At 61.6% G+C, this 21,034-nt stretch carries 14 protein-coding genes; 12 read left to right on the top strand and 2 right to left on the bottom strand.

The window, feature by feature from the left end; all coding sequences use genetic code 11:
* Positions 1–99: 99 nt before the first annotated feature.
* On the bottom strand, positions 100–2,319 hold the full coding sequence (locus MA884_RS05325; protein ID WP_256229405.1) for a primosomal protein N': 2,220 nt from the start codon (positions 2,317–2,319) through the stop codon (positions 100–102).
* Between the two features lie 292 nt (positions 2,320–2,611).
* Here MA884_RS05325 and rpmE point away from each other — a divergent pair, with 292 nt between their 5' ends.
* The 3 genes from rpmE (at position 2,612) to MA884_RS05310 (ending at position 5,114) form a co-directional block, all read left to right on the top strand.
* On the top strand, positions 2,612–2,836 hold the full coding sequence (gene rpmE / locus MA884_RS05320; RefSeq protein WP_256229404.1) for a 50S ribosomal protein L31: 225 nt from the start codon (positions 2,612–2,614) through the stop codon (positions 2,834–2,836).
* A gap of 41 nt (positions 2,837–2,877) precedes the next feature.
* Positions 2,878–3,660, top strand: a complete 783-nt coding sequence (locus MA884_RS05315; RefSeq protein ID WP_256229403.1) for a thermonuclease family protein — start codon at positions 2,878–2,880, stop codon at positions 3,658–3,660.
* A 185-nt stretch (positions 3,661–3,845) separates the two neighbouring features.
* Positions 3,846–5,114: a malic enzyme-like NAD(P)-binding protein gene (locus tag MA884_RS05310; protein ID WP_256229402.1), complete on the top strand. Its 1,269-nt coding sequence runs from the start codon at positions 3,846–3,848 to the stop codon at positions 5,112–5,114.
* Positions 5,115–5,270: 156 nt separating this feature from the next.
* Here MA884_RS05310 and MA884_RS05305 read toward each other — a convergent pair whose 3' ends face one another.
* On the bottom strand, positions 5,271–7,715 hold the full coding sequence (locus MA884_RS05305) for a penicillin-binding protein 1A (RefSeq protein WP_256229490.1): 2,445 nt from the start codon (positions 7,713–7,715) through the stop codon (positions 5,271–5,273).
* A 207-nt stretch (positions 7,716–7,922) separates the two neighbouring features.
* Here MA884_RS05305 and MA884_RS05300 point away from each other — a divergent pair, with 207 nt between their 5' ends.
* From MA884_RS05300 to gltB, 9 genes are all read left to right on the top strand, one after another.
* On the top strand, positions 7,923–8,987 hold the full coding sequence (locus MA884_RS05300) for a pilus assembly protein PilM (protein WP_214913703.1): 1,065 nt from the start codon (positions 7,923–7,925) through the stop codon (positions 8,985–8,987).
* Positions 8,987–9,553 carry a PilN domain-containing protein gene (locus MA884_RS05295; protein ID WP_256229401.1) on the top strand — a complete coding sequence of 189 codons (567 nt, stop codon included), beginning with the start codon at positions 8,987–8,989 and terminating at the stop codon, positions 9,551–9,553. Before MA884_RS05300 ends, MA884_RS05295 begins: the two co-directional genes overlap by 1 nt.
* Positions 9,550–10,173, top strand: coding sequence for a type 4a pilus biogenesis protein PilO (gene pilO, locus MA884_RS05290; RefSeq protein ID WP_256229400.1), 624 nt, complete (start codon positions 9,550–9,552; stop codon positions 10,171–10,173). The genes MA884_RS05295 and pilO overlap by 4 nt, the downstream gene beginning before the upstream one ends.
* Complete coding sequence (locus MA884_RS05285; protein WP_256229399.1) at positions 10,170–10,715, top strand: pilus assembly protein PilP; 546 nt, start codon at positions 10,170–10,172, stop codon at positions 10,713–10,715. Before pilO ends, MA884_RS05285 begins: the two co-directional genes overlap by 4 nt.
* The gene (gene pilQ, locus MA884_RS05280) at positions 10,712–12,784 is read left to right on the top strand and encodes a type IV pilus secretin PilQ (RefSeq protein ID WP_256229397.1); all 2,073 of its coding nucleotides are present in this window, start codon (positions 10,712–10,714) and stop codon (positions 12,782–12,784) included. The genes MA884_RS05285 and pilQ overlap by 4 nt, the downstream gene beginning before the upstream one ends.
* Before the next feature lie 4 nt (positions 12,785–12,788).
* The gene (aroK, locus tag MA884_RS05275) at positions 12,789–13,307 is read left to right on the top strand and encodes a shikimate kinase AroK (protein WP_003196983.1); all 519 of its coding nucleotides are present in this window, start codon (positions 12,789–12,791) and stop codon (positions 13,305–13,307) included.
* Positions 13,308–13,454: 147 nt separating this feature from the next.
* Complete coding sequence (gene aroB / locus MA884_RS05270) at positions 13,455–14,555, top strand: 3-dehydroquinate synthase (RefSeq protein ID WP_256229395.1); 1,101 nt, start codon at positions 13,455–13,457, stop codon at positions 14,553–14,555.
* 10 nt (positions 14,556–14,565) lie between these two features.
* Entirely contained in the window at positions 14,566–16,116 is a 1,551-nt protein-coding gene (locus tag MA884_RS05265) for an AAA family ATPase (protein WP_256229394.1), read from the top strand.
* A 349-nt stretch (positions 16,117–16,465) separates the two neighbouring features.
* Entirely contained in the window at positions 16,466–20,914 is a 4,449-nt protein-coding gene (gene gltB, locus MA884_RS05260) for a glutamate synthase large subunit (RefSeq protein WP_256229393.1), read from the top strand.
* Positions 20,915–21,034: the final 120 nt, after the last annotated feature.

Below are 21,034 nucleotides of genomic sequence, written 5' to 3'. Positions count from 1 at the left end.
ATGTGGTGAGTATTCGGGCGCCATCGCGAGCAGGCTCGCTCCCACAGGAAATTGCATTTCAATGTGGGAGCGAGCCTGCTCGCGATGGCGATCTCACATTCAGTACAAATCCACCGGATCCACATCCAGCGACCAGCGCACCGCCCGTCCGCTGGGCATCTGCTCCAGCGCCAGCAGCCAGGCACTTAATAGCCGATGCAACGGTGCCCGGGCATTGGCCTGTAATAGAAGTTGGGCCCTATAGCGCCCCGCCCGCCGTTCCATCGGAGCCGGTACCGGGCCCAAGAGTTCGATGCCGGTGAGGTTCTGTTGCCCCAGCAAGCGCTCGGCTTCGCTGCAGGCTTCGTCAAGGAACGCTTCGGCCTGCCCCGGCTTATGGGCTTCGGCCCGCAACAACGCCAGGTGAGCAAACGGCGGCAGGCCAGCGCCGCGACGTTCGCTCAAGGCTTGCTCGGCGAAGGCGAAGTAGCCTTGTTCGGTCAGCTGTATCAGCAGCGGATGGTCGGCCAGGTGGGTCTGGATAATCACCTTGCCTGGTTCCTCGGCTCGCCCGGCCCGGCCTGCGACCTGGACGATCAACTGTGCCATGCGCTCGCTGGCACGGAAGTCGCCGGAGAACAGGCCGCCGTCGGCATCAAGGATCGACACCAGCGTGACCCGGGGAAAGTGATGCCCCTTGGCGAGCATCTGCGTGCCCACCAGGATGCATGGCTGGCCCTTCTGAATCGTGGCGAACAACTGATTCATGGCGTCCTTGCGCGATGTGCTGTCGCGATCGACCCGCAGTACCGGGTAATCGGGAAACAGGATGCCCAGCCGTTCTTCGGCGCGTTCGGTGCCGGCGCCCACCGGGCGCAGGTCCACTTTGCCGCATTGCGGACAGTGTCTCGGCACTCGCTCGGCGTGGCCGCAATGATGGCAGCGCAGCTCGCCGTGGCGTTGGTGCACAGTCATTCGAGCGTCGCAGCGTTCGCAGCCCGACATCCAGCCGCAGTCATGGCACAGCAGGGTCGGGGCGAAACCCCGGCGGTTGAGGAACACCAAGACCTGTTGCCCGGCGGCCAGGGTCTGGCCGATGGCTTGTTGCATCGGACCGGAAATGCCGCTGTCCAGCGGACGACTTTTTACATCCAGGCGCAGGAACCGTGGCTGCTTGGCGCCGCCGGCCCGTTCGTTCAGGCGCAGGAGCCCGTAGCGGCCGGTGTAGGCGTTGTGCAGGCTTTCCAGGGATGGCGTGGCCGAACCGAGAACAATGGGGATGTTTTCCTGGCGTGCCCGCACCAGCGCCAGATCGCGGGCGTGGTAGCGCAGGCCTTCCTGCTGTTTATAGGAGCCGTCATGTTCTTCGTCGATGATAATCAGACCGGGGTTTTTCATCGGTGTGAACAGGGCCGAGCGGGTGCCGATGATGATGTCGGCCTCACCGTCCCGGGCGGCGAGCCAGGCTTCCAGGCGTTCACGGTCGTTGACCGCCGAATGCACCAGGGCGATCCGCGCGTTGAAGCGTTGTTCGAAGCGCGCCAGGGTTTGTGGCCCAAGGTTGATTTCCGGAATCAGCACCAGGGCCTGCTTGCCAGCTTCCAGGGTCTGGCGGATCAGTTGCAGATAGACTTCGGTCTTACCGCTGCCGGTGACGCCGGCCAGTAGAAAGGCGTGATAGCTGTCGAAACCTGCGCGAATCGCCTCGCAAGCGGCCCGCTGTTCGGCATTGAGCGGCAGTTCCGGTTGGGCCAGCCAATGTTCATGGCGAGCGCCCGGGGCGTGCCGGCGGATGTCTACCTGGACCAGGTCCTTGGCCAGCAGCAGGTCCAGGCTGTCCTTGCTGAGCATCAGTTTGCTCAATAGCTGATGGGCCACGCCGTGGGGATGCTGGGCCAGGGTTGCCAGGGCCTCACGCTGACGCGGGGCGCGGGCGATGCGCGGGTCGTCCAGCGAGGCGCCCGGTGCCACCGACCAGAACCGCTCCTGACGTGCCTCGGCCGGTTCGCCCTGGCGCAACAATACCGGCAGTGCCCAGCTCAGGGTGTCGCCGAGGCTGTGCTGATAGTACTGGGAGGTCCACAGGCAGAGCTTGAACAGCGAGGCGGGCAGCGGCGGCGTTGCGTCGAGCAGGGCCAGGGCCGGCTTCAGCTTGTCGGCCGGGACTTCGCTGTGGTCAGCGACCTCCACCAGAATCCCGATCATCTCCCGCCGGCCGAACGGCACCCGCAGGCGCATGCCCGGATGCAGCTGCTCACGCAGGACTCCCGCCGGGGCGCGGTAGTCGAACAGGCGACGCAGAGGCGAGGGCAGGGCGAGGCGCAGGATGGCGTCGGGCACGCGGGAGGGTCTCGATATACAGACAAATTCAGAAGGCTTGGCACAACCCTTGTGGGAGCGAGCCTGCTCGCGATGGCGGAGCGTCAACCAATACCCATGCGGTTGATCCACCGCCATCGCGAGCAGGCTCGCTCCCACAGAAGAGCTTGCGCATGAGGCGGGGAGCCTAGCAGACGGTTGGTACAAGTCATAGCTTGCGTGATTGATGTTGTCTGGTAGAATCCGCGGCCTAATTACGTGCGGTATTCAACAATAGTGTTGGGTGGCGGCACGCTAGCCTGAGGAAAACACCATGAAAACCGATATCCATCCGGAATACCCAGAAATTGCCGTGACCTGCAGCTGCGGCAATAAGTTCGAAACTCGTTCGACCTACGGCAAAGCCCTGTCGATCGACGTTTGCAACGAATGCCACCCGTTCTACACCGGTAAGCAAAAGACTCTGGATACCGGCGGCCGCGTTCAGAAGTTCGCCGATCGTTTCGGTGCTTTTGGCAAAGCAGCTCCAAAGGCCTGAGGCTAATCATTTTGGATGGTCGTCTCGACTGTTCCAGACTGATGAAAAAGGCGTCCCTCGCGGGCGCCTTTTTTGTGTCTGCGATTTGGTTCTGTGGTGCCCAAGCCTCCTGTCCTTCGCCGGGCAACCTGCCCCAGGTGGCGGTGCAACGCGTGGTGGATGGCGATACTTTGTACCTGGAGGATGGCCGACGCATTCGGATGATCGGCCTGAACAGTCCTGAACTGGGCAAGCGAGGCCGCGCCGACGAACCGTTCGCCGTGGCGGCGCGCCAGCGACTCGAAGCCCTGGTGGCTGCCAGCGATGGTCGGGTGGGTGTATTGCCTGGCAAGGACGACCGGGATGATTACGGTCGCACGCTGGCCCACGTCTACAACGCCCAGGGCGAGAACCTCGAGGAGCGGTTGATTGCCGAAGGGCTGGGTTTTCTGGTGGCGGTCGCGCCGAACGTCGAACTGGTCAGTTGCCAGCAAGTGGCCGAACGTCATGCGCGGCAAACCGGATCCGGCCTCTGGAAAAAATCTCCCGTCGTACAAGCGCGGCAGATCAACGCGCCCGGTTTCGTGCTGACGAGCGGGCGTGTAGAAAGCGTGCAACGCAATCGCGGTGGTATCTGGATTGAGTTGCAGGGGTCGGTTGTCTTGCACATTGCGCCCGGTGTGCAGAGACGCTTCGACGCCTCGGCCCTTGAACGGCTCAAGGGCCGGAAAATCGAGGCGCGGGGCTGGGTCATCGACCGTGCCCGGCGTGGCGGGAACAAGGCCGGGCGGGCTCGATGGATGTTGCCGCTGACCGATCCTGCGATGCTGCAAGCGGACCTTTAAGAGAAAAATCGTAGACATTTTTCGGCTGGATTGTATGCATCTATCCCTTGTGTTTCGTGGCTCTTGGCCCAAAGTCGTAGGGCGGCGTGCTTGACAGGGGTGACCGGTCAGTCTTGTAGGGACTTTGCGAGGCGCGTATCCTCGGCGGTCCGTCTGTCCAACACAGTAAAAAGCGGAATGCCCACATGTCTGATCTGAAAACTGCCGCTCTCGAATATCACGCTAATCCTCGTCCAGGGAAGCTGAGTGTCGAGCTCACCAAGGCCACCGCTACTGCCCGCGATCTGTCGCTGGCCTACAGCCCCGGCGTAGCCGAACCAGTACGCGAAATCGCTCGCGACCCTGAGCTGGCCTACAAATACACCGGCAAGGGCAACCTGGTGGCAGTCATTTCCGACGGCACCGCGATTCTCGGCCTGGGCAACCTCGGCCCATTGGCCTCCAAGCCGGTCATGGAAGGCAAGGGCGTTTTGTTCAAGCGTTTCGCCGGTATTGACGTGTTCGACATCGAAGTCGACTCCGAAAGCCCGCAAGCCTTCATCGACACCGTCAAGCGTATCTCCATTACCTTCGGCGGCATCAACCTGGAAGACATCAAGGCACCCGAGTGCTTTGAGATCGAACGCGCCCTGATTGAGCAGTGCGACATTCCAGTGTTCCACGACGACCAGCACGGCACCGCGATCGTGACTGCGGCCGGCATGATCAATGCCCTGGAAATTGCTGGCAAAACCCTGCCGCAAGCCAAGATCGTCTGCTTGGGCGCCGGCGCTGCCGCCATCTCCTGCATGAAGTTGCTGGTGAGCATGGGCGCCAAGATCGAAAACATCTTCATGGTTGACCGTACCGGTGTGATTCACTCCGGCCGTGACGACCTGAACCAGTACAAGGCCGTGTTTGCCCACCCCACCGAGAGGCGCTCCCTGGCCGACGCGCTGGACGGTGCCGACGTATTCGTGGGGCTGTCGGGTCCGAACCTGCTGAGCCCGGAAAACCTGCTGCGCATGGCGCCGAACCCGATCGTGTTTGCGTGCTCGAACCCTGATCCGGAAATTTCCCCGGAGCTGGCTCACGCCACTCGCGGCGACGTGATCATGGCCACTGGCCGTTCGGACTACCCGAACCAGGTCAACAACGTACTGGGCTTCCCGTTCATTTTCCGTGGTGCCCTGGACGTTCGCGCCAAGCGCATCAACGAAGAGATGAAAGTCGCGGCCGCCAACGCCCTGCGCGAACTGGCCAAGCTGCCAGTTCCTCAGGAAGTGTGCGATGCCTACGGTGGCATCAAGCTGGAATTCGGTCGTGAGTACATCATTCCGAAACCAATGGACGCCCGCTTGATTACCCTGATCTCCGACGCCGTGGCCAAGGCTGCGATCGAGACCGGCGTGGCAACCCTGCCGTATCCGAAGAACTACCCGCTCAAGAGCGTGGATGACGTGTTTAACGGTTAACGGCAGCCCGCCCATAAAAAACCCTGGCCTGAACAGCCAGGGTTTTTTTATGGGCTTCAAGCTTCAAGCTTCAAGCGGCAAGTTAAAAGCAGCGCGTACTGCTCTTGCTCTTGCCCTTAACTTGAAGCCTGCAGCTTGAAGCTTACCGCTGCTTTCCTAGAACAGATCGATCGGCGCCGCTTCGTCCGCCGGCAGTGGGCTGCCTGGCACGATGCCGTTGTCCAGTTCGTTGATCGACGGTGGGGTGTCTTCGCTCTTGAACAGTTCGAAATACGCACCCGGAGTGCTTGGAGTGGCTGCGCGGCCGCTGACCGGGTCGACCCGCAGGCTGAGGATGCCTTCCGGTTCCGGTTGGGTGTGTGGGGGTTTGTCCTTGAGGGCTGCGCCCATGTAACTCATCCAGATCGGCAGCGCCACGGTGCCCCCGTACTCGCGCCGGCCCAGGCTTTCAGGCTGGTCGAAACCGGTCCAGACGGTGGTGACGTAATCGCCGTTATAGCCCGAGAACCAGGCGTCCTTGGATTCGTTGGTGGTGCCGGTCTTGCCGGCCAGATCGGTACGACCCAGGGCCAGGGCGCGGCGGCCGGTGCCGAGCTTGATCACGTCCTGCAGCATGCTGTTGAGAATGTAGGTGGTTCGGCCATCGATAATGCGTTCAGCGATGACCGGCGCTTGCGGTACGGCTGGCGCTGTCGTGGCTTCGCCCGGTGTCGCCTCTACCGTGAACGCCTCGCTGGCCGGTGCGGCGACGCCGTCGCTGGCTTGCTCGCCTGAAGGCACCCGTGGCGGGTTGGCGAGGAACAGCGTGTCGCCGTTGCGGCTTTCGATTTTGTCGATCAGGTATGGGGTGATTTTGTATCCGCCATTGGCGAACGTGCTCCAGCCCGTGGCGATTTCCATCGGGGTCAGGGTTGCGGTGCCCAGGGCCAGCGACAGGTTGCGCGGCAGGTCCTGCTTGTTGAAGCCGAACTTGCTGATGTAGTCGATGGTGCGGTCCACGCCCAGCGCCTGCAGCAAGCGGATCGACACCAGATTACGCGACTTGTACAGCGCTTCGCGCATGCGGATCGGGCCCAGGAAGGTATTGGTGTCGTTCTTCGGGCGCCAGACCTTGTCCAGGTATTCGTCGACAAACACGATCGGTGCGTCGTTCACTAGGCTGGCGGCGGTGTAACCGTTATCCAGGGCCGCGCTGTACACGAACGGCTTGAAGCTTGAACCCGGCTGGCGCTTGGCCTGCATCGCACGGTTGTAATTGCTCTGCTCGAAGGCGAAGCCGCCGACCAGCGACCGGATGGCACCGTCCCGCGGGTCAAGAGACACCAGGGCGCCTTGGGCGGCCGGGATCTGGCTGAACTTGAGGGTGTTGTCCGGCTGGCGCTGTACCCGGATCAGATCACCCACCTGGGCGACGTCAGACGGCTGTCGTGGGTTGGCGCCCATGCTGTTGGTGTTGAGGAAGGGGCGCGCCCATTTCATGGTGTCCCAGCTCACATGCTCTTCCAGCTCGCCATTGCGGGTCAGCACCAGGATGCCGTCCTTGTCCACCTGAGTGACGATCGCCGGTTCCAGGCTGCTGATGGTGCGCTGCTTGGTCAATTCCTGCGCCCAGGCCTCTTTGGTCTTGCCGGGCAGGCGCGATTCAGGCCCACGGTAGCCGTGGCGCTGATCGTAGCTGATCAGGCCCTCATGCAGTGCGGTGTTGGCCATTTCCTGCAAGTTGCTCGGCACCGTGGTGATCACGCGAAAACCTTCGGTGTAGGCGTCGCTGCCATAACGTCCGACCATCTCGGCACGGGCCATTTCGGCGATGTACGGCGCGTTCACCTCGGGGGTCGGCACGTGGTAACTGGCGTTCAGTGGCTCGTTGATCGCGGCGGTGTAGTCGGCCTCGCTGATCTTGCCCAGCTTGTACATGCGGCCCAGGATCCAGTCGCGACGCTCCTTGCTGCGCGCCGGGTTGGCCAGCGGATTGAAGCGAGACGGTGCCTTGGGCAGGCCGGCGATCATCGCCATCTGCGCCAGGCTCACATCTCGGATCGACTTGCCGTAATACACCTGTGCCGCTGCCTCGATGCCATAGGCGCGGTTGCCCAGGTAAATCTTGTTGACGTACAGCTCCAGGATTTCGTCCTTGGTCAGCTGTCGCTCGATTTGCAGGGCCAGGAGGATCTCGGTGGTCTTGCGCGAAAAGCTGCGTTCACTGGTCAGGAAGAAGTTTTTCGCCACCTGCATGGTGATGGTGCTGCCACCGGATTGGATGTGGCCACTCTTGATCAACTGGCTCGCGGCCCGCATCAGGCTGCCCGGATCGACGCCGTAGTGATTGGCGAAGTTATCGTCTTCAGCACTTAGTAACGCATTGATGAAATTGGGGGGAATGTCGGCGAAACGGATCGGCGTGCGGCGCATTTCACCAAACTCTGCGATCAACTTGTCGTCGCTGCTGTACACCCGCAGGGGAATCTGCAACTGAATACTTCTCAGCGCCTCCACGGAGGGTAATCCCGGACTAAGGTAAAGAAACGCACCGCTCAGACCCAGGAGCAGTCCGCAGAAAACGGCGACGATGGACCATCCGAAAAATTTCAGCAGACGAATCAAGGCTTTTGGATATCCAGGCAAAGAATGAAAAGGCGCCAGGTGCCGGGAAAAACCCGTGCTTGCAACAAAGCGAAAAAAAACGCTGGGCATTATAAGCATTTTTTTCCGTCGGTAACGCCACCCGGACGTCCGTCGGGCCGGAGTGATTGAACGCAACGCATATTAGAGAGTCCGTAACTCACGGATAGTCATAGGGAATTGGTAGTGCTACGACTCTTCAATAAAAAAGCCCATACGCTTTTGGGGATAGACATCAGTTCCACCTCGGTAAAGCTGCTCGAGTTGAGTCGCCAGGGCGAGCGGTACCGTGTCGAGTCCTATGCGGTGGAACCGTTGCCGGCCAACGCCGTGGTGGAAAAGAACATTGCCGAGCTCGAAGGCGTGGGCCAGGCATTGTCACGGGTGCTCGCCAAGGCCAGGACACCCTTGCGCAACGTGGCAGTGGCTGTCGCGGGGTCGGCGGTGATCACCAAGACCATCGAGATGGACGCCGGACTTTCCGACGACGACATGGAAAACCAGCTCAAGATCGAAGCCGATCAATACATTCCTTATCCGCTGGACGAGGTGGCCATCGACTTCGAAGTCCTGGGCGTTTCACCGCGCAGCGCCGAGCGGGTCGAGGTGCTGCTGGCCGCCTGTCGCAAGGAGAATGTCGAGGTTCGCGAGGCCGCGCTGGCGCTCGCGGGGTTGACCGCCAAGGTGGTCGATGTGGAGGCCTATGCGCTGGAGCGCGCCTTTGGGTTGCTTGCCACGCAACTGGCCGCGTCCCAGGAGCGGCTGACGGTGGCGGTGATCGACATCGGCGCCACCATGACCACCCTGAGCGTGCTGCATAACGGGCGCATCATCTATACCCGCGAACAATTGTTCGGCGGTCGCCAGCTCACCGAAGAAATCCAGCGTCGCTACGGCCTGTCGCCCGAGCAGGCCGGGCAGGCAAAAAAACAGGGTGGCCTGCCAGACGATTACCTCGGTGAGGTCCTGCAACCTTTTCGCGAGGCCCTGGTGCAGCAGGTATCGCGATCCTTGCAGTTTTTCTTTGCGTCGGGCCAGTACAGTGCGGTGGACCACATCCTCTTGGCCGGAGGCACCGCCTCGGTCGCGGGGTTGGACCGGCTGATCGAACAGCGCCTGGGCACGCCGACCCAGGTGGCCAATCCGTTTTCCAACATGGCCCTGGGCAGCAAGGTCAATGCCGGTGCCCTGGCCAGTGATGCACCGGCCTTGATGATTGCCTGCGGGCTGGCCCTCAGGAGCTTTGACTGATGGCGCGGATCAACCTTCTTCCCTGGCGAGAGGAACTGCGTGAGGAGCGTCGCAAGCGCTTTTTGCTGGCACTGGTAGGCGCATTGGTCGGGGCGGTGGGCCTGACGCTGATCGCGGTCCGATACCTGGACAGTGCCATTGACTACCAAGTGGCTCGCAACAGTCATATCAGCGAGCAGATCGCGGTGCTGGACGAGCGCATCAAGCAGATCAGCGAACTCAAGGCCCGCCGCCAGCAACTGCTGGAGCGCATGCGCATCATCCAGGACTTGCAGGGTAACCGGCCGGTGAGCGGGCGCATCTTCGATCAACTGGCGCGAACCCTGCCGGACGGGGTTTATTTCACCGAAGTGAAGATGGAAGACAAGACGCTCTCGATCAAGGGCGCCGCGGAATCGAACAACCGGGTCTCGGACCTGATGCGTAACCTGGACGCCTCGGACCTGTTCGATGCACCCAGCCTGACGGAGGTCAAGGCCACCACGGCCGGTCAGCTCGACCAGGCCAACGTCTTCCAGCTGACGGTTCGCCAGACCCGTCCGGCCATTGCCGAGGACGCCCAATGAAGCCGGGAGAGTGGTTCGAAGCGCTGCGCAAGATCGACATCAGCGAGCTGGACACCAACAACATTGGCTCCTGGCCGATGCCGGTCAAATGGATGACCGGCATCCTGCTGGTCATCCTGGTGTTGGGGTTGGGCTATAACTTTGCCTTGAGTGACCTGGAGAACCAGCTGCAGCAAGTGCGTGGGGAAGAAAACACCCTCAAGGCACAGTTTGCGGGTAAAGCTCACATGGCCGCGAACCTGGAGCGCTACATCGAACAGATGAAACAGATGGAAGCCTCCTTCGGCGTGCTGTTGCGGCAATTGCCCAGTGACACCGAAGTGCCTGGCCTGCTGGAGGACATCACTCGCACCGGTCTGGGCAGTGGCCTGGAATTCGAGGAAATCAAGCTGTTACCGGAGGTCACCCAGCCGTTTTATATCGAGCTGCCGATCCAGATCACCGTGACCGGCGACTACCATGACCTGGCAACCTTTGTCAGCGGCGTTGCCGGACTGCCGCGGATCGTCACGTTGCACGATTTCGACATCGCCCCGATGGAGCCCGATGCGGGGACGAAACTGCGCATGAGCATCCAGGCCAGGACCTACCGGTACAACGAGCAGCAGGTGCAGCCATGACGCCGGCTTGTCGCATTCTCCTGCTGGCAGGGCTGTTCGCGCTGGCGGGCTGCAACAACGATAACGGCTTCAGCGACCTGGACGCCTACATGAACGAAGTGCGGCTGCGCCCGCCCGGCAAGATCGAGCCAACGCCGACGTTCAGGCCCTACGAAACCTTCACTTACAGTGCCGCCGACCTGCGCAGCCCGTTTTCACGGCAGGTCAGGGTGGATCAGGCCGGTCGCCAGAAGGGCGCGCGCAATGTCCGGCCCGACCCGGCCCGGGTCAAGCAATACCTGGAAGGCTTCAACATCGAGCAGTTTGAAATGGTCGGGACGATCTCCAACGGCAGCGGCTCCTTCGCGCTGCTACGCGGTGCGGGTGGGGTTCACCGGCTCAAGGTCGGTGACTATCTGGGACGCAACGACGGGCGGATCGTCGGCATCAGCGCCACTCAGGTCGATGTGGTCGAAATCGTTCCTGATGGCGAGGGCGCCTGGCTGGAACGGCCACGGACCATTCCTCTGAAAGAGCACTCAATAGTGGAACTCGAACAATGAACAGGATTTTTCCAACCCTCGGTATGTCGCTATGGATAGCGCTGCTGTCGCCGATGGTTCATGCGGCCAATCTGAAAACGCTGGATGTCGCGGCGCTGCCCGGGGACCGTATCGAGTTGAAGCTCACCTTCGACGGGCCGCCACCTGCGCCCCGGGGCTATACCACCGAGCAACCGGCCCGGATCGCCCTGGATCTGCCAGGGGTAACCAGCCAGCTGGCCCACAAGAGACATGATCTTGGCGCTGGCAATGCACGAAGCGCCACGGTGGTCGAGGCGGGGGATCGTACCCGCTTGATCATCGGCCTTACCCAGCTTGCGCCCTATACCGCGCGGGTCGAGGGCAACGCCCTGCTCGTGGTGGTCGGCAAGGGTGCGGCTCCCGGCGCCACTTCCCAGGTATCACGCCCGGCAGCCCCCAGTGCTGTGCCGGCCAGAGCCAGTGCGCCGGCGGGCAAGGCCATTCGAGGCGTTGATTTCCAGCGCGGCACCCAAGGCGAAGGCAACGTGGTGATCGATCTGTCGGATCCTTCCATCACCCCAGACATTCAGGAGCGTGAAGGCAAGATCATCCTCAATTTTGCCAAGACCCGGTTGCCTGAGCCGCTACGAGTGCGCCTGGACGTCAAGGATTTCGCCACCCCGGTGCAGTTTGTCAACGCCAGTGCCGGCGCCGACCGGGCCACTATCAGCATCGAACCCAGCGGTACTTTCGATTACTCCACCTACCAGACGGATAACAAGCTGACCGTCAGTGTCCGGCCCATGACTGTCGAGGACCTGCAGAAACGCGATGCCGGTCGCGCCGCCTACAGCGGTGAAAAGTTGTCCCTCAACTTTCAGGACATCGAGGTGCGCTCGGTCCTGCAACTGATTGCCGATTTCACCAACCTCAATCTGGTGGCCAGCGACACGGTGCAGGGCGGCATTACCCTGCGCTTGCAAAATGTGCCTTGGGACCAGGCGCTGGACCTGGTGCTCAAGACCAAAGGGCTGGACAAGCGCAAGGTCGGCAACGTGCTGCTGGTCGCTCCTGCCGACGAAATTGCGGCCCGTGAGCGCCAGGAACTTGAATCCCAGAAGCAGATTGCCGACCTGGCGCCGCTGCGGCGTGAGCTGTTGCAGGTCAACTATGCGAAGGCTGCGGACATTGCCAAGCTGTTCCAGTCGGTGACCAGCGCCGAAGCCAAGGCCGATGAGCGCGGTACGATCACGGTTGATGAGCGAACCAACAACATCATTGCCTACCAGACCCAGGACCGGCTCGATGAACTGCGCCGGATCGTGGCGCAACTGGATATCCCGGTGCGCCAGGTCATGATCGAGGCGCGGATTGTCGAGGCCAACGTCGACTACGACAAGAGCCTGGGCGTGCGCTGGGGTGGGTCGATACAGAACAAGGGCAACTGGAACTCCTCCGGGGTCACCACCGGCGACTCCACCACCATCGGCACGCCAGGCAGCACCAGCACCAACCAGCCGTTTGTCGATCTGGGCGCGTCGGGCAATACCTCGGGCATCGGCATCGCCTTCATCACCGACAATGTATTGCTGGACCTGGAGTTGACGGCCATGGAGAAAACCGGCAACGGGGAAATTGTCTCCCAACCCAAGGTGGTGACGTCTGACAAAGAGACGGCAAAGATCCTCAAGGGTACGGAGATTCCCTATCAGGAAGCCAGTTCCAGTGGTGCCACCTCGGTGTCGTTCAAGGAGGCCTCGCTGTCCCTGGAGGTGACCCCGCAGATCACTCCGGACAACCGCATCATCATGGAGGTCAAGGTCACCAAGGATGAGCCGGATTACCTGAACAAGGTGCAGGATGTGCCGCCAATCAAGAAAAACGAAGTCAACGCCAAGGTGCTGGTCAATGACGGCGAGACCATTGTGATTGGCGGGGTTTTCTCAAATACTCAGAGCAAGGTCGTAGATAAGGTGCCATTTCTTGGCGATGTGCCGTATCTTGGCCGCCTTTTCCGGCGTGATGTGGTTTCGGAGAAAAAATCCGAGCTGTTGGTATTCCTCACTCCGCGTATCATGAATAACCAGGCGATTGCTGTGAGTCGTTGATTCTGTGCGAAATTTGATTCTTGTTGGGCCGATGGGCGCTGGAAAAAGCACCATCGGCCGTTTGCTGGCCAAAGAGCTGCGCCTGCCATTCAAAGATTCCGACAAGGAAATTGAATTGCGCACGGGCGCCAATATCCCATGGATCTTCGATAAGGAAGGCGAGCCGGGCTTTCGTGACCGCGAGCAGGCGATGATCGCCGAACTGTGCGCGTTCGACGGTGTGGTGCTGGCCACCGGTGGCGGCGCAGTGATGCGCGAGGCCAATCGTCGGGCATTGCATGCCGGCGGACGAGTGGTTTATCTGCACGCTTCCGTCGAACAGCAGGTCGGTCGCACCGCTCGGGATCGTAACCGTCCGCTGTTGCGCACCGCCGACCCGGCCAAGACCCTGCGCGACCTGCTGGAACTGCGTGATCCGCTATACCGGGAGATCGCTGACCTGGTGGTGGAGACCGACGAGCGGCCGCCACGAATGGTGGTGCTGGACATTCTTGACCGCCTGCAACAACTGCCACCTCGTTAATACGTCGCGGGAAATGCGTTATCCTCAGCGTCCCGTCATGGCCCGCCGGGACGTGGCCGATAGCCACCGATTGACATCGCAACAGGCACCGTGGACTTTCGTTAATTGCAGGCAGGATGCCTGATTCCATCTTCACTGTGGGGACACATGCAGACACTTAAGGTCGACCTGGGCGAGCGCAGCTACCCGATTCACATTGGCGAAGGTTTGCTGGACCGGCCCGACTTGCTGGCGCCGCATATCGCCGGGCGGCAAGTGGCGATTATCTCCAACGAAACCGTCGCACCTTTGTATCTGGAGCGTCTGACCCGCAGCCTGTCGGCTTTCTCGGTCATTTCCGTGGTGCTGCCCGACGGCGAAGCCTTCAAGAATTGGGAAACCCTGCAGCTTATTTTCGATGGCCTGCTGACCGCGCGGCATGACCGCCGCACAACGGTGGTGGCCCTGGGTGGCGGCGTGATCGGCGACATGGCCGGTTTCGCCGCCGCTTGTTATCAGCGCGGTGTTGATTTCATCCAGATCCCCACCACCCTGTTGTCGCAGGTGGATTCGTCGGTAGGCGGCAAGACCGGGATCAACCATCCGCTGGGCAAGAACATGGTGGGCGCTTTCTACCAGCCCAACGTGGTGCTGATCGACACCGCGACCCTCAATACATTGCCTGCCCGCGAGCTTTCTGCCGGGCTGGCGGAAGTCATCAAGTACGGGCTGATCTGCGACGAACCGTTCCTGGGCTGGCTTGAGGAAAACGTCGACCGCCTGCGTGCGCTGGATCAGGCCGCGCTGACCTACGCAATCGAACGTTCCTGTGCGGCCAAGGCTGCGGTGGTCGGTGCCGATGAGCGCGAGTCGGGCGTGCGCGCCACCCTCAACCTGGGCCACACCTTTGGCCACGCCATCGAAACCCACATGGGCTATGGTGTCTGGCTGCACGGCGAAGCGGTTGCGGCGGGTACGGTCATGGCCCTGGAGATGTCCGCGCGTTTGGGCTGGATCAGTGAGCAGGAACGCGATCGCGGTATCGCTCTGTTCCAGCGCGCCGGGTTGCCGGTGATCCCGCCCGAAGAAATGACCGAAGCCGATTTTCTCGAACACATGGCAATCGACAAAAAAGTGATCGACGGTCGCCTGCGTCTGGTGCTGCTGCGCCGCATGGGCGAAGCTGTGGTGACCGACGATTATCCGAAAGAGGTTCTACAGGCCACGCTGGGAGCGGATTATCGCGCCCTGGCTCAGCTTAAAGGTTAATAAGATTCCGATGACTAGTTTGCATGCCGACGAGGCTTTCCTCGGCCATTTCCAGTTGAGTCATGACCCTTTCGCGCCACGGGTTCCAGGCTTCAAGTTTTTCCCCGCCCAGCGCAAGCCGGTCCTGGGCCAGCTGCATCACCTGGCGCGTTACAGCCAGTTGTTGCTGGTGGTCACCGGCCCTCAAGGCAGCGGCAAGACCTTGCTGCGCCAGGCTCTGGTGGCCAGCACCAACAAACAGTCGGTGCAAAGCGTGGTGGTATCGGCCCGCGGCGCCGGTGACGCGGCCGGTGTGTTGCGTCAGGTGGCCCAGGCGCTGAATGTCGCCCAGGCTGAAGTCGGTGCGATTCTGGATCAGATCGTGCAACTGGCCCTGACCGGGCAGGAAGTCTATCTGTTGGTGGACGACGCCGAGCAACTCGACGAATCTGCCCTCGAAGCCTTGCTGGCCCTGGCTGCCGGTGCGCCGGAAGGCCGTCCCCACGTCTTCCTGTTTGGCGAGTCGTCGCTGATCGCCGATCTGGAGCAGCTGAATCTTGAGCAAGAGCGCTTCCACGTCATTGAGCTGGCGCCCTACACCGAAGAAGAAACCCGTGAATACCTGGCCCAACGTCTTGAAGGCGCCGGTCGGGGCATCGAACTTTTCACCGCGGATCAGATCTCTGAGATTCACGAAAGCTCCGATGGCTGGCCTGGAAATATTAACCAGGTGGCCCGCGATGCTCTCATTGAAGTCATGATTGCCAGCCGCTCAGCGGTTAAGCGTCCAAGTATGGGGTTCAACATGCCGAAGAAACACGTATTGGCGATTTCCGCCGTTGTCGTGGTCGCGATCGCCGCCGCCTGGCTGATGCCGGGTCGCAGCAAGGCACCGACCACGGGCGCACCGGCCAACGAACAGGCCCAATTACCCCTGGGCCAGGACGCAGCGCAACCCAATGGCGCTGCTCCAGAGGTGGAATTTGCCGGTAACACCCAACCGATGCCGCTGCCGCTGGTCGGCCAGTCGCAACCGGTCATGCGCAGTCCCCTGGCTGAGGCCGCTGGCGGCATCACCGAAGGCGACGACGGCACGGCACCACCGATCGATGACACCAGCGATACGCCGCCAACCGTGACCACCACCGCGCCACCGACGGGTGTGCCGGCCGGTCCGTCACCCACGCCGACCCCGGCGCCCGCTCCGGCCGCTAAGCCAACACCGGCCCCCGCCCAGGTGGCCACCGCCAAACCTGCTCCAGTCCCGGCCGCCAAGCCGGCCACCCAGGCCGCGGGCGGTAGCTGGTACGCGGGTCAGGCTCCAGGCAGCTACGTGGTGCAGGTCCTCGGCACCAGCTCCGAAGCGTCTGCGCAAAAATTCGTCAAGGAGCAGGGCGGCGAGTACCGTTATTTCAAGAAAATGCTTAACGGCAAACCGCTTTATGTCATCACCTACGGCAATTTCGCCAACCGTGATGCAGCCGTTTCCGCCATCAAGGCCTTGCCAGCGAAGGTTCAGGCTGGTAAACCTTGGCCTCGCACTGTCGCCAGCGTCCAACAGGAACTGGCAGCAACTCGCTGAAGATTCGGCGGCCTTACCCAGGCCGCCTCTCCCGGCACCTCAAAATTTCCGCAAGGGCGAGCGACCTTCCAGGCCGCGCGCCTTGTGGTGTCTGCGTCACAGTAGCGTTTGAGTCGCAGCGGTCGAACCCAAAAAAGTTTTGACTAGCACAGCGTATGGCTTTAAACCTTTCACAAATGCGACATGGATTTGCGACGTTTCGTCGTCAAATTTGTGAGCCCTTGTGTCGGTGTGTACAATGACCTCCCTTTTGCCCCCGCAAAGCTGGCGTACGTTCGGCGCGGCACGCAACTGGCTGAATTGAAAAGAAATTTGCCTCGATAAGAGGCAGCCTGGTGAGAAAGTGTCTATGAAAGCAGGTCTGTACCAACCAGATGAATTCAAGGATAACTGCGGTTTCGGCCTGATAGCTCATATGCAGGGCGAGCCCAGCCATACCCTTTTACAAACGGCCATTGAGGCCCTGACCTGCATGACCCACCGTGGTGGGATCAACGCCGACGGCAAGACCGGTGACGGTTGTGGCTTGCTGATTCAAAAGCCTGACGAGTTCCTGCGTGCCATAGCCCAGGAAACGTTTGGCGTGACCCTGCCCAAGCAGTACGCCGTGGGCATGGTGTTCTTCAACCAAGACCCGGTGAAGGCTGAGGCGGCTCGCGAAAACATGAATCGCGAGATCCTGGCCGCCGGCCTGCAACTGGTTGGCTGGCGCAAAGTGCCGATCGACACCAGCGTCCTTGGCCGCCTGGCGCTCGAGCGCCTGCCGCAGATCGAACAGGTGTTCATCGCCGGCGAAGGCCTGAGCGACCAGGACATGTCGATCAAGCTGTTCAGCTCCCGTCGTCGTTCGTCCGTGGCCAACGCTGCCGACACCGATCACTACATCTGCAGCTTTTCCCACAAGACCATTATCTATAAAGGCCTGATGATGCCGGCGGACCTCACCGCCTTCTATCCGGACCTGAGCGACGAGCGCCTGAAAACCGCGATCTGCGTGTTCCACCAGCGCTTCTCCACCAACACCCTGCCGAAATGGCCGCTGGCCCAGCCATTCCGCTTCCTCGCCCACAACGGCGAGATCAACACCATCACCGGCAACCGCAACTGGGCCGTGGCCCGTCGCACCAAGTTCGCCAACGACCTGATGCCGGACCTGGAAGAACTCGGCCCACTGGTCAACCGCGTGGGTTCGGATTCCTCGAGCATGGACAACATGCTGGAGCTGATGGTCACCGGCGGCATCGACCTGTTCCGTGGCGTGCGCATGCTGGTGCCGCCGGCCTGGCAGAACGTCGAGACCATGGACCCGGACCTGCGTGCGTTCTATGAATACAACTCCATGCACATGGAGCCATGGGACGGCCCGGCCGGTATCGTCATGACCGACGGTCGCTATGCCGTGTGCCTGCTGGACCGTAACGGTCTGCGCCCCGCGCGCTGGGTGACCACCACCAACGGTTTCATCACCCTGGCTTCGGAAATCGGTGTCTGGAACTACCAGCCCGAAGACGTCATCGCCAAGGGCCGCGTGGGCCCGGGCCAGATCTTTGCCGTGGACACCGAAACCGGCCAGATCCTCGACACCGACGCCATCGACAACCGTCTCAAGTCCCGTCATCCGTACAAGCAATGGCTGCGCAAGAATGCCCTGCGCATCCAGGCGACCATGGAGGACAACGATCACGGTTCGGCTTTCTACGACGTCGATCAGCTCAAGCAATACATGAAGATGTACCAGGTGACGTTCGAAGAGCGTGACCAGGTGCTGCGCCCGCTGGGTGAGCAGGGCTACGAAGCGGTCGGCTCCATGGGCGACGACACGCCGATGGCCGTGCTCTCGCAGCGCGTGCGCACGCCATACGATTATTTCCGCCAGCAGTTCGCCCAGGTGACCAACCCGCCGATCGACCCGCTGCGCGAAGCGATCGTGATGTCGCTGGAAATCTGCCTGGGCGCCGAGCGCAACATTTTCCAGGAGTCGCCGGAACACGCCTCGCGCGTGATCCTCAGCTCACCGGTCATTTCCCCGGCCAAGTGGCGCTCGCTGACCAATCTCGACCGCCCGGGCTTCGAGCGTCAGGTCATCGACCTGAACTACGACGAAAGCGTCGGCCTCGAAGCGGCGATCCGCAACGTTGCCGATCAGGCTGAAGAAGCCGCGCGCGCCGGTCGCACCCAGATCGTGCTGACCGACCGTCATATTGCCCCGGGCAAGCTGCCGATCCACGCCTCGCTGGCCACCGGTGCGGTGCACCATCGCCTGACTGAAAAAGGCCTGCGCTGCGATTCCAACATCCTGGTGGAAACCGCCACCGCTCGCGACCCGCATCACTTTGCGGTGCTGATCGGTTTCGGTGCTTCGGCGGTGTATCCGTTCCTGGCCTATGAAGTGCTGGGTGACCTGATCCGTACCGGTGAAGTGCTGGGCGACCTCTATGAGGTGTTCAAGAACTACCGCAAAGGCATCACCAAGGGCCTGCTCAAGATCCTCTCGAAGATGGGGATCTCGACCATCGCTTCGTACCGCGGTGCGCAATTGTTCGAGGCCATCGGCCTGTCCGAAGAAGTCTGCGAGCTGAGCTTCCGTGGCGTGCCAAGCCGCATCAAGGGTGCGCGTTTCGTCGACATTGAAGCCGAACAGAAAGCCCTGGCGGCCGAAGCCTGGAGCCCGCGCAAGCCGATCCAGCAAGGCGGCCTGTTGAAGTTCGTCCACGGTGGCGAATACCACGCCTACAACCCGGACGTGGTCAACACCTTGCAAGCCGCCGTGCAGCAGGGCGATTACGGCAAGTTCAAGGAATACACCTCGCTGGTGGACAACCGTCCGGTGTCGATGATCCGCGACCTGCTCAAGGTCAAGACCCTGGATACGCCGCTGGACCTCAGCGAAATCGAGCCGCTCGAATCGGTGCTCAAGCGCTTTGATTCCGCCGGTATTTCCTTGGGCGCCTTGTCCCCGGAAGCTCATGAAGCCCTGGCCGAAGCCATGAACCGCCTTGGCGCGCGTTCCAACTCCGGCGAAGGTGGTGAAGACCCGGCGCGCTACGGCACCATCAAGAGTTCGAAAATCAAGCAGGTGGCCACCGGCCGCTTCGGTGTGACGCCGGAGTACCTGGTCAACGCTGAAGTGCTGCAGATCAAGGTTGCCCAGGGCGCCAAGCCCGGCGAAGGCGGCCAACTGCCTGGTGGCAAGGTCAACGGGCTGATCGCCAAACTGCGTTACGCAGTACCCGGCGTGACCTTGATCTCGCCGCCGCCGCATCACGACATCTACTCGATCGAAGACTTGTCGCAACTGATCTTCGACCTCAAGCAGGTGAACCCGAAGGCTCTGGTCTCGGTGAAACTGGTGGCAGAAGCCGGCGTGGGCACCATCGCCGCCGGTGTGGCCAAGGCCTATGCCGACCTGATCACCATTTCCGGTTATGACGGCGGCACCGGCGCATCGCCGCTAACCTCGATCAAGTACGCTGGCGCGCCGTGGGAACTGGGCCTGGCCGAGACCCACCAGACCTTGCGCGGCAACGACTTGCGCGGCAAGGTCCGGGTGCAGACCGATGGCGGCCTGAAAACCGGCCTGGACGTGATCAAGGCAGCCATCCTCGGCGCCGAGAGCTTCGGCTTCGGCACTGCGCCGATGATCGCCCTGGGTTGCAAATACCTGCGTATCTGCCACCTGAACAACTGCGCCACCGGCGTGGCGACCCAGAACGAAAAGCTGCGCAAGGACCACTACATCGGCACCGTCGACATGGTGGTGAACTTCTTCACCTACGTGGCCGAGGAAACCCGCGAGTGGCTGGCGAAACTGGGCGTGCGCTCGCTCGAAGAGCTGATCGGCCGCACCGACCTGCTGGAAGTGCTCGAGGGCCAGACCGCCAAGCAGCATCACCTGGACCTGACACCGTTGCTGGGCAGCGATCTCATCCCGGCGGACAAGCCACAGTTCTGCCAGGTTGATCGCAACCCGCCGTTCGACAAGGGCGAGCTGGCCGAGAAGATGGTCGACATGGCCGCTTCGGCGATCAACGACCTCAGTGGTGCCGAGTTCGACCTGGATATCTGCAACTGCGACCGTTCCATCGGCGCGCGGATCTCCGGCGAAATCGCCCGCAAGCACGGCAACCAGGGCATGGCCAAGGCGCCGGTCACCTTCCGTTTCAAGGGCACCGCAGGCCAGAGCTTCGGCGTCTGGAACGCCGGTGGCCTGGATATGTACCTGGAAGGCGATGCCAACGACTACGTGGGCAAGGGCATGACCGGCGGCAAACTGGTCATCGTTCCGCCCAAGGCCAGTGTCTACAAGACTCAGGACAGTGCCATCATCGGCAACACCTGCCTGTACGGCGCCACCGGCGGTAAGCTGTTCGCCGCTGGCACCGCGGGCGAGCGTTTCGCCGTGCGTAACTCCGGGGCCCACACTGTGGTGGAAGGCACCGGTGATCATTGCTGCGAGTACATGACCGGTGGTTTCGTCTGTGTCTTGGGCAAGACCGGTTACAACTTCGGCTCTGGGATGACCGGCGGTTTCGCCTACGTGCTCGACCAGGACAACACCTTCGTTGACCGGGTCAATCACGAACTGGTGGAAATCCAGCGGATCAGCGGCGAGGCGATGGAAGCCTACCGCAGCCACCTGCAGCGCGTGCTGGACGAATACGTCGAGGAAACCGACAGCGAGTGGGGTCGTGAACTCGCCGAAAACCTCGATGACTATCTGCGCCGTTTCTGGCTGGTCAAACCTAAGGCGGCGAGCTTGAAATCTCTGCTTTCCAGTACTCGTGCGAGTCCGCAGTAAACGACGCAGCAGCAAGCGGCAAGCTTCAAGCCGCAAGTTAACAGCAGTGCGCGTTGTGCCTGCCACCGTGATTGTCTTGCAGCTTGAAGCTTATAGCTTGAAGCTGTCGTGTAAGAGGTT

It is taken from the genome of Pseudomonas sp. Q11, from assembly GCF_024494355.1.
In the GTDB taxonomy this organism is placed as follows: domain Bacteria; phylum Pseudomonadota; class Gammaproteobacteria; order Pseudomonadales; family Pseudomonadaceae; genus Aquipseudomonas; species Aquipseudomonas hefeiensis.
Note: the sequence above shows the minus strand (reverse complement) of the source record. Positions and strands in the feature narration are given on the sequence as shown.